Below are 6,620 nucleotides of genomic sequence, written 5' to 3'. Positions count from 1 at the left end.
GTCGTTGAGGTGACTGACATGGTATCGAGCCTGTCAGAGAAGCTAGAATGCCCTGAATTATCCTTGTTTCACGCCAAAACAGCCATCAATCCTTTCTTGATAAATAATCTTATCAGGCAAGTAAGCGTGTGTGAAACCCCGAACAAAGTGAGTTTTTACTTAGTTCGCTGGTTTTATCGAACAAGCCAGCAGAGCTCATATGACTCAGGTGGATAACGAACCAAATCGGCATGGCACGCCGTCATGGTCGAAAAATCACACACTGTTACGACCGGCTGCTTCCGACCCATTGCGGACCTAGCGGTATCCATCAGGAACGCGCGGTTGCTAAAGGCTTGGCGTCCGAATATCGGGTCACGAACGAATCGATGGCCTGTTCGGGCAGGTTAATCAGAATCGTTCCACTGCTGTCCCAGCATGCGATTTCGAACAAAGCACCTTCCAACTGAGGTTCAGGCTGCGTACCGTCCCAATAACGTGGATTGCCCTCGACGTATGGTGCCGGAGCCGGCCTCGGACGAAGCCCCTTCGGTACTGCACTGAACACTGCCCAGATAAACTGAACCTCATAGGCGTGCAGGAAGGCCGCGAGTTCGTCGCCGGTGAACCATTGATCATCCGGCTGGAACCCAGGAGGCCTCCAGTTCGTCTCTATGTCGCTGACGTACCAGTCGTAGTCTTGCGGCGCAATGGCGGCGGCCTCAAACACGTCACGCATGTTGGTGTACCAGCGGACCTGATTTGTCTTTTCCAAGATGAGATTCTTCATCTGCTCCTTTAGAACTGACCGTTGAAGCACTACTCTTTGCCGAACCTAGCCGTTCAGGCCAGGATATCGGGTTACCAGTGTGGAAATCCAGCGATGGCCGCGACAGGCCGGAACCGACCCGTTCCGGACGTTCGCCACTCACTCGAAGTCGTCTGCCATGGCCAGTAATGGAATGAACGGATGAGATTAGCGGTCGGGCTAGACGTCCAGTAGTTGATGGTGCCAACTACCCCCAACTTGACTGGACAATATGCAGGCGCGCAAGTAGCATCACCTCCTTCGTGTACACCTAAGCCGGTTGGACAGCAGGCTACAGGCCTATGAGCCAACATCACATCTTACTTGTCGACGATGAGCCGCATGTACTGCGAGTGCTTCGTCTCTCACTCGAACGTGCAGGCTATAGTGTCGCTACAGCGAACGATGGAAATGACGCCTTGTCAGAGATCGCGAAGTGCCGACCCGACGTACTCGTAACTGACATTAAAATGGATGGCATGAGCGGCCGTACGTTGTGTCCGCTGGTTCGTAAGATGTACCCAGAGGACCTATTCTTGATCTTGGTGATGACATCTATGACAGCTGCAGACGAACGGGTGTGGGTTCAGCAACTACAGAACATCGAATTCCTCGAGAAACCTCTCTCTCCTCGGCAACTAGTAGCGCGGCTATCCCGCCACTTCACTGTCAGTCAGTGAATTCGCAACAAAAAGTGCACGTCCTTTCGACCGATCTTACAGATGTGATTTAGCGGCATTCGCGTTCAGCGTACTATGTCGCCAATGTGCACCGTCGCAAAGAGCAAGTGCCGACCCATTGCAGACGTTGGCAATGAAGCTGAAAAGATCGGAAAAATTAACTTTCAGAAAGCTATTGCACCACTATCTCAGCTACCATTTCTCCAAGCTCATCGATATCAGTTTCAACGAAGCCCAGCGAAGCGTAGAACTCGCGTGCAGTGGCATTATCAGGTTTGTAGCAAATGGTGATTCGGCGGGCATCTTCGAAACTTCGGATTTCCGCCAGTAGCAACTCCATTGCACGCCGGCCGATGCCATGGTTCTGACGAGGGTAGTCCACCATAAGCCTGTAAATCGCGTAGTGTCCCGGCTGGTCGTTGCCAGTCACATCGTACAAAGCGAAGCCTGCTGGGTTGCCATCGCAGTAGATCGCTCGGGGCCGCCAGTCGGCGTAGTAGTGTGCTTGGGCGATAGAATATGCATTACTGGCAAGAAACCGAGCCTGCTCTGGTGGCAGCTCCATGTCCATCAGAACTTCAAAATTATCGATAGTTACTGATTCCAACGTAACGTTCATGTATTCCTTTCAATTGGTCATTAATCGCCTGAGCGGTGCAAAACTTTAGCCGATCCTAAGTTATGGGATGTCTGGTTTTGGCCGAACTCGGCCGTTCAGGCCAGTTTACCAGGTTGCCAAGCCGAAAAATTCACCAACTGTCCCGACAGGCAGGAACCAATCCTTTGCAGTCCTCCGACATCTGGTCCAGGCCTGTATCTGATCTGGGAGGAAAGAGACTTTCTTCGCTGATCTCCGGTAATTCCGATAGCACCGTCAACAGACGCTCTACAAGCACGTGTGCTTCGGAATTAAGCTTGCTCAATTCCGCGTCTGTGAGGGTTGCATACCCGCTGCCATTCTTCGACGGAATCCCGCTAGGAAAGCTAGTGCCGAACATGACCTCATCGGTTTCACGGGACCAGCAGTAGTGCGCAATCTTGTTCCGTTTTTCCCTAAGTGACGTTACGCCCTCATTGATCTCGGTAATTTCGTCGAGGAATTCTTTACTAATTAGCCGTTAACCATAGCGATGAACGTGAATTTTAACGGCTTCCACAATTGCTTTCTGCATATGCACGGCATTTATCGATGCAGTATATGTGCGGGCGAGGAAATCAGGTGTTGCAAGCAACCGACTTAGAAGCATGCCTAGTAGCCGCTCGACATTTGCCCACTCTACAACTGCCCTTCCTATCGAAGCATACTGTTGCTCTGTTGGCTCGGAGAACCGAGAGGCGTGGCTGAGCGGCATAAAGATTCCTTAATAACGTTTTGTGAAGCCGGAATTTATAGGAGAGTTTGCTCGTTGACTGTCGGCTGTTGGCCGATCCCGGACGGTCGGCCATGGTAAGTACAGGCCGTTGTTGCATTTTTAGCAACTACCGCTTGTAAGCATTGCGGGGCTGCAATGGTTCGCTACTTGGCATACTGATGAGTTGCATCCGGCCGGAATCAGAAACTATTTATAATCAACGAGTTATATATTAATTGCGTAATTTATGCGTAATTGCCGCGGGCTGTCTAAGAAGTACAATGTGAGTCCATCATGCAAGTCTGAATGCTACCAATGTTTGTCTTCGACCTAAAGCATGCTCTGGTCAGCGCCCGTGAGGCCGTCCGGATCTACGGAAGGCTGCTTACATGACCGGCCCGAGCCAACCTATTTACAGTTGACTAGCATTAGCAAGTCAACGCTATACGGCGAAAGCCATCGAAAGACCAAGCAGACCTATGACTAAACGTCACATATTACTTGTCGATGATGAGCCTCATGTGCTGCGTGTGTTACGCCTGGCACTGGAGCGCGAGGGATATAGCGTCGCTACCGCTAAGGACGGCAATGACGCGTTGTTAGAGTTTGCAAGCTGCCTTCCGGATGTGCTTATCACCGATATTAAAATGGATGGCATGAACGGTCGTACGCTATGCAAATTAGCACGTGAAATGTATCCAGATCATCCGTTTCTGATTTTAGTGATGACGTCAATGACCGCTGTGGACGAACGGACCTGGGTCCAGCAGTTGCAGAATACGGAACTCCTCGAAAAGCCACTCTCTTCCCGTCAGCTGATATCAAGGCTTTCACGCTATTTTCGGACGAGCCAATGAATCAATAAGTCGGCTATTGACCTACTGCTGCCAGTCTACGACGTCAGTATTTCGCTAATTGCCACGGTACAGTTCAACACTCGGTGGAAAATTTGACTCGCAGGACGGGGCTCATGCTGCTCATGGCGTCCATGCTATAGAACGTCACACTTTTCCCTGGGTCAGGCAGGCGCAGCAGCATGCCATAGTTCGCCAGCCGCCCGCTGACCCAGCCGTCGACTAAGCCGGTCACGTCCAAAGTAGTCGCCCCGGGATTCACACGGGTACTAGCGATCACCGGCGCACTATAGTTGCCACCCTTCCAAGCTACCCCCGGCTCTGCGCTAGACCATGTGGCGCTAGCAACCCACTGCGTCGTCATCCGGTGTACGTTGATGGTAGGAGTAAGGCTACCAATGCCGTTTTTATGCAAGATGAGCTGTGCCGAAAGGACTGCGGAATTTGCCGGAATATCCGTCATAGGCCAGAAGATCAGTGCGTTCGACTGCCCCGACGTGACCACAAGGTTAGTTGAGGTATTCATCGCTCCCAGGCTCGGATCAACATAAGTATCCAGCACTTCACCGCCAAGATTCTTGGTTTGGCTGTTGGTGAGATCGACGAGGTGGATCTGATCTCTTATTAGGGTAGCCTTTGCTCCTGCGGCCGTGGTGGCGGTCGCGATAACGTTAATCGCTTTCGGCGGCGCTTTCGTGATATCTGCGCTCAGCGTAGCGTTTGCTAGTGTTATCGGTGTAAAGGAGGCTCTGCCACACTTCGTGTCAACTTGATTAGTCCATTTTGCGGCCGCCACAGCAGCTTCGGCAAGGTAAGCAGCATTGCGTCTTTCGTAGTCGGACTGGATCGATTGAAGCTCCATGGTAGCAGCGCGGTTCATGCTGAACGACAACGCTGCGATGCTGGCTAGTATCAAGGCCACCATCAACAGAAGCACCCCTGACTGCCGGTGAGTACGCAGCCTAAGCTTCACTGATCGACCTCGATTTGGGCGGACGGGGGAGTAGTCATGTTATTACTTTGCGTGGCAAGTGTTAGTTGCATTTCCATCAAGCCGAAATGGCTCTACTTAAAACAGGGGGCGGGCGGCAGCTCGTAGCCGATACCGGCCGATCAGCCAGGTTAGAGTCTACTGCATCATGAGCAACTATTGCCTGTAAATGTTACTTTTTTGCAACAACTCGCTAGCCGGGATACTACTGAGTTCCATCCGGCCGGAATCCAAATCTACTTATAATCAATGAGTTGTACATTGATTGCGTAATTTATGCGTAGTTGCTTTTACCCGTTTAAGAAGTGCAACTCGAGTCCATCATGCAAGTGTGAGTGCTACCAACGTCTGCTTTCGACGCACAGCTGCCGTTCGTGGGCAAAGGCTTATTGTGAGTGATATGCTGATTAGGTCGATGTCGACGATACACGGCGTCGCTCCGGGTTACGTCAATCAGCGAGCTGCATACTATGGGCAGGAAGCGAAAAAGTAAATGTCACTTTGTTGGCTTGTGATATTACATTCATCGTGCCACCATGCGAACGCGCAATTTCCGAAACTATGTATAGTCCAAGACCCAGTCCTTCATGCGCTCCGCCGGCCTGCACACGCCAGAACGGTTTAAACAACTGCTTGATCAGCTCTGGCGACAGGTCTGGACCGGAGTTGCTCACTGCTATGCTGAAAATTCCATCCTTGGAACCAATTACGACTTCTACCAATCCGTCTTTGTCCCCATGAACAATAGCATTCTTAAGTAAGTTTGAGAGCAATTGGGATAAGCGCCCTGCGTCGCACAGTAGCGTAAGTTCTGGCTGAACACTCGAGACTATGATTACCTCGGGATACAACTCACGCAGCTCATTGATAACCTGCCCAAGTGGCATGCTCAGGGCATTCTCATGGCGCATATTGAGTGAGATGCCGCCACCCATCCGTCCGCGTGTGAAATCGACTACATCGTCTACCAGCACACTCATGCGACCTATGCTGCGCTGCATTCGCTGCAGTAAAGGTAGCGCGTGCGGATCGGGATGCTTGAGTCGAAGCAGATCAATACCGCTTTGGACAGCGCTTAGAGGTGTGCGCAGATCGTGGCCCAACACGCCAATAAACTGTTCGCGCAGTTCCGATGTTTCTCGCTCAGTTAGCAATTCTCTTTTTACAACCGCATGGGCTTGCTCGACCTCCAGTTGCTTCGAAATAAGTTCGGCAAAGAGCTGCAGCGTTGACAATGTTGCTGGTTTAGACAGCGTAGCAGGCTGCGGATCAAGACCACACAACGTGCCGAAGTACGCTCCATCAGGACGGAAAATAGGGATCGAAAAATAGCTCTGGAAACCGTAGATACGGGGTGTGTGGTGATCACAATATTGGTCGCTCTCGAGCACATGGTCAATCACAATAGAGCTGCTTGTGGCGCGCACTTCTTCACATAGAGTAGTGGTGACATCGAGTCCGCCACCAACTTTTAAGCCAAAGTCGAGTTTGTCCAGCACTGCGCAAGTGGTCCACGAATTCTCGGTCACATGAGCAACGGCGACAAAACCGAGACCGGTCACTGCCGCTACAGTTTCGAGTATTTGTGCGACCACGCCGATTGCCTGTATTTCTCGAACATAGGCTGGAAAATTATCAAAATCGGAAGTTAAAGCTTCAGGCATGGTGGTCTGTAAATATTGGTGAGGAGACTCATTTTAGCATTCACCTATCCTCGGCTACTCGATTTGCCTTAAGTCCATTCACCGCCAAGAATTTCCTTGGGGCACTGATCAGATCAGCAGTGCCAAAAACCGCTTTTGACCGAACCCGGCTGTCCAGCTGAGCGTATCAGGTCACCAAAGCGGAAAAGTCGCGGACTGTCATGACAGGCCGCTACCGACCCAAAGCAATGGGATGGACTCCTCCTCCCCCTGAGGGCACGTTAGTGCCAAACTGGAGTTTCCACAAAACCGG

7 protein-coding genes are annotated in these 6,620 nt (G+C 51.4%); 3 read left to right on the top strand and 4 right to left on the bottom strand.

Features of this window, described 5'->3' with window-relative positions; translation table 11 throughout:
• Nucleotides 1-216 (top strand): hypothetical protein (locus AC56LY_RS24240; protein WP_499583677.1); only part of this gene is annotated, 216 nt, incomplete at its 5' end.
• Between the two features lie 94 nt (nt 217-310).
• Here AC56LY_RS24240 and AC56LY_RS24235 read toward each other — a convergent pair.
• Complete coding sequence (locus AC56LY_RS24235; RefSeq protein WP_499583676.1) at nt 311-769, bottom strand: hypothetical protein; 459 nt, start codon at nt 767-769, stop codon at nt 311-313.
• Nucleotides 770-1,089: 320 nt separating this feature from the next.
• Here AC56LY_RS24235 and AC56LY_RS24230 point away from each other — a divergent pair, with 320 nt between their 5' ends.
• Entirely contained in the window at nt 1,090-1,467 is a 378-nt protein-coding gene (locus AC56LY_RS24230; RefSeq protein ID WP_499583675.1) for a response regulator, read from the top strand.
• A gap of 172 nt (nt 1,468-1,639) precedes the next feature.
• Here AC56LY_RS24230 and AC56LY_RS24225 read toward each other — a convergent pair whose 3' ends face one another.
• Entirely contained in the window at nt 1,640-2,086 is a 447-nt protein-coding gene (locus AC56LY_RS24225) for a GNAT family N-acetyltransferase (protein ID WP_499583674.1), read from the bottom strand.
• Nucleotides 2,087-3,298: 1,212 nt separating this feature from the next.
• On the opposite strand from AC56LY_RS24225, the gene AC56LY_RS24220 reads away from it, so the two are divergent.
• The gene (locus AC56LY_RS24220; protein WP_499583673.1) at nt 3,299-3,676 is read left to right on the top strand and encodes a response regulator; all 378 of its coding nucleotides are present in this window, start codon (nt 3,299-3,301) and stop codon (nt 3,674-3,676) included.
• A gap of 73 nt (nt 3,677-3,749) precedes the next feature.
• Here AC56LY_RS24220 and AC56LY_RS24215 read toward each other — a convergent pair whose 3' ends face one another.
• Nucleotides 3,750-4,610: a DNRLRE domain-containing protein gene (locus AC56LY_RS24215; protein WP_499583672.1), complete on the bottom strand. Its 861-nt coding sequence runs from the start codon at nt 4,608-4,610 to the stop codon at nt 3,750-3,752.
• Nucleotides 4,611-5,113: 503 nt separating this feature from the next.
• Nucleotides 5,114-6,328: a sensor histidine kinase gene (locus tag AC56LY_RS24210; protein WP_499583671.1), complete on the bottom strand. Its 1,215-nt coding sequence runs from the start codon at nt 6,326-6,328 to the stop codon at nt 5,114-5,116.
• Nucleotides 6,329-6,620 lie beyond the last annotated feature (292 nt).

This window comes from Telluria sp. ZT3P25, assembly GCF_059685895.1.
The sequence above is the reverse complement of the archived record's forward strand: the minus strand, read 5'-3'. Positions and strand labels throughout refer to the sequence as shown.

What these genes read in the sequence shown, in the direction of transcription:
- AC56LY_RS24225 (WP_499583674.1), bottom strand. Translation starts at nt 2,086, where the DNA reads ATGAACGTTACGTTGGAATCAGTAACTATCGATAATTTTGAAGTTCTG.
- AC56LY_RS24220 (WP_499583673.1), top strand. Translation starts at nt 3,299, where the DNA reads ATGACTAAACGTCACATATTACTTGTCGATGATGAGCCTCATGTGCTG.
- AC56LY_RS24230 (WP_499583675.1), top strand. Translation starts at nt 1,090, where the DNA reads ATGAGCCAACATCACATCTTACTTGTCGACGATGAGCCGCATGTACTG.
- AC56LY_RS24210 (WP_499583671.1), bottom strand. Translation starts at nt 6,328, where the DNA reads ATGCCTGAAGCTTTAACTTCCGATTTTGATAATTTTCCAGCCTATGTT.
- AC56LY_RS24235 (WP_499583676.1), bottom strand. Translation starts at nt 769, where the DNA reads ATGAAGAATCTCATCTTGGAAAAGACAAATCAGGTCCGCTGGTACACC.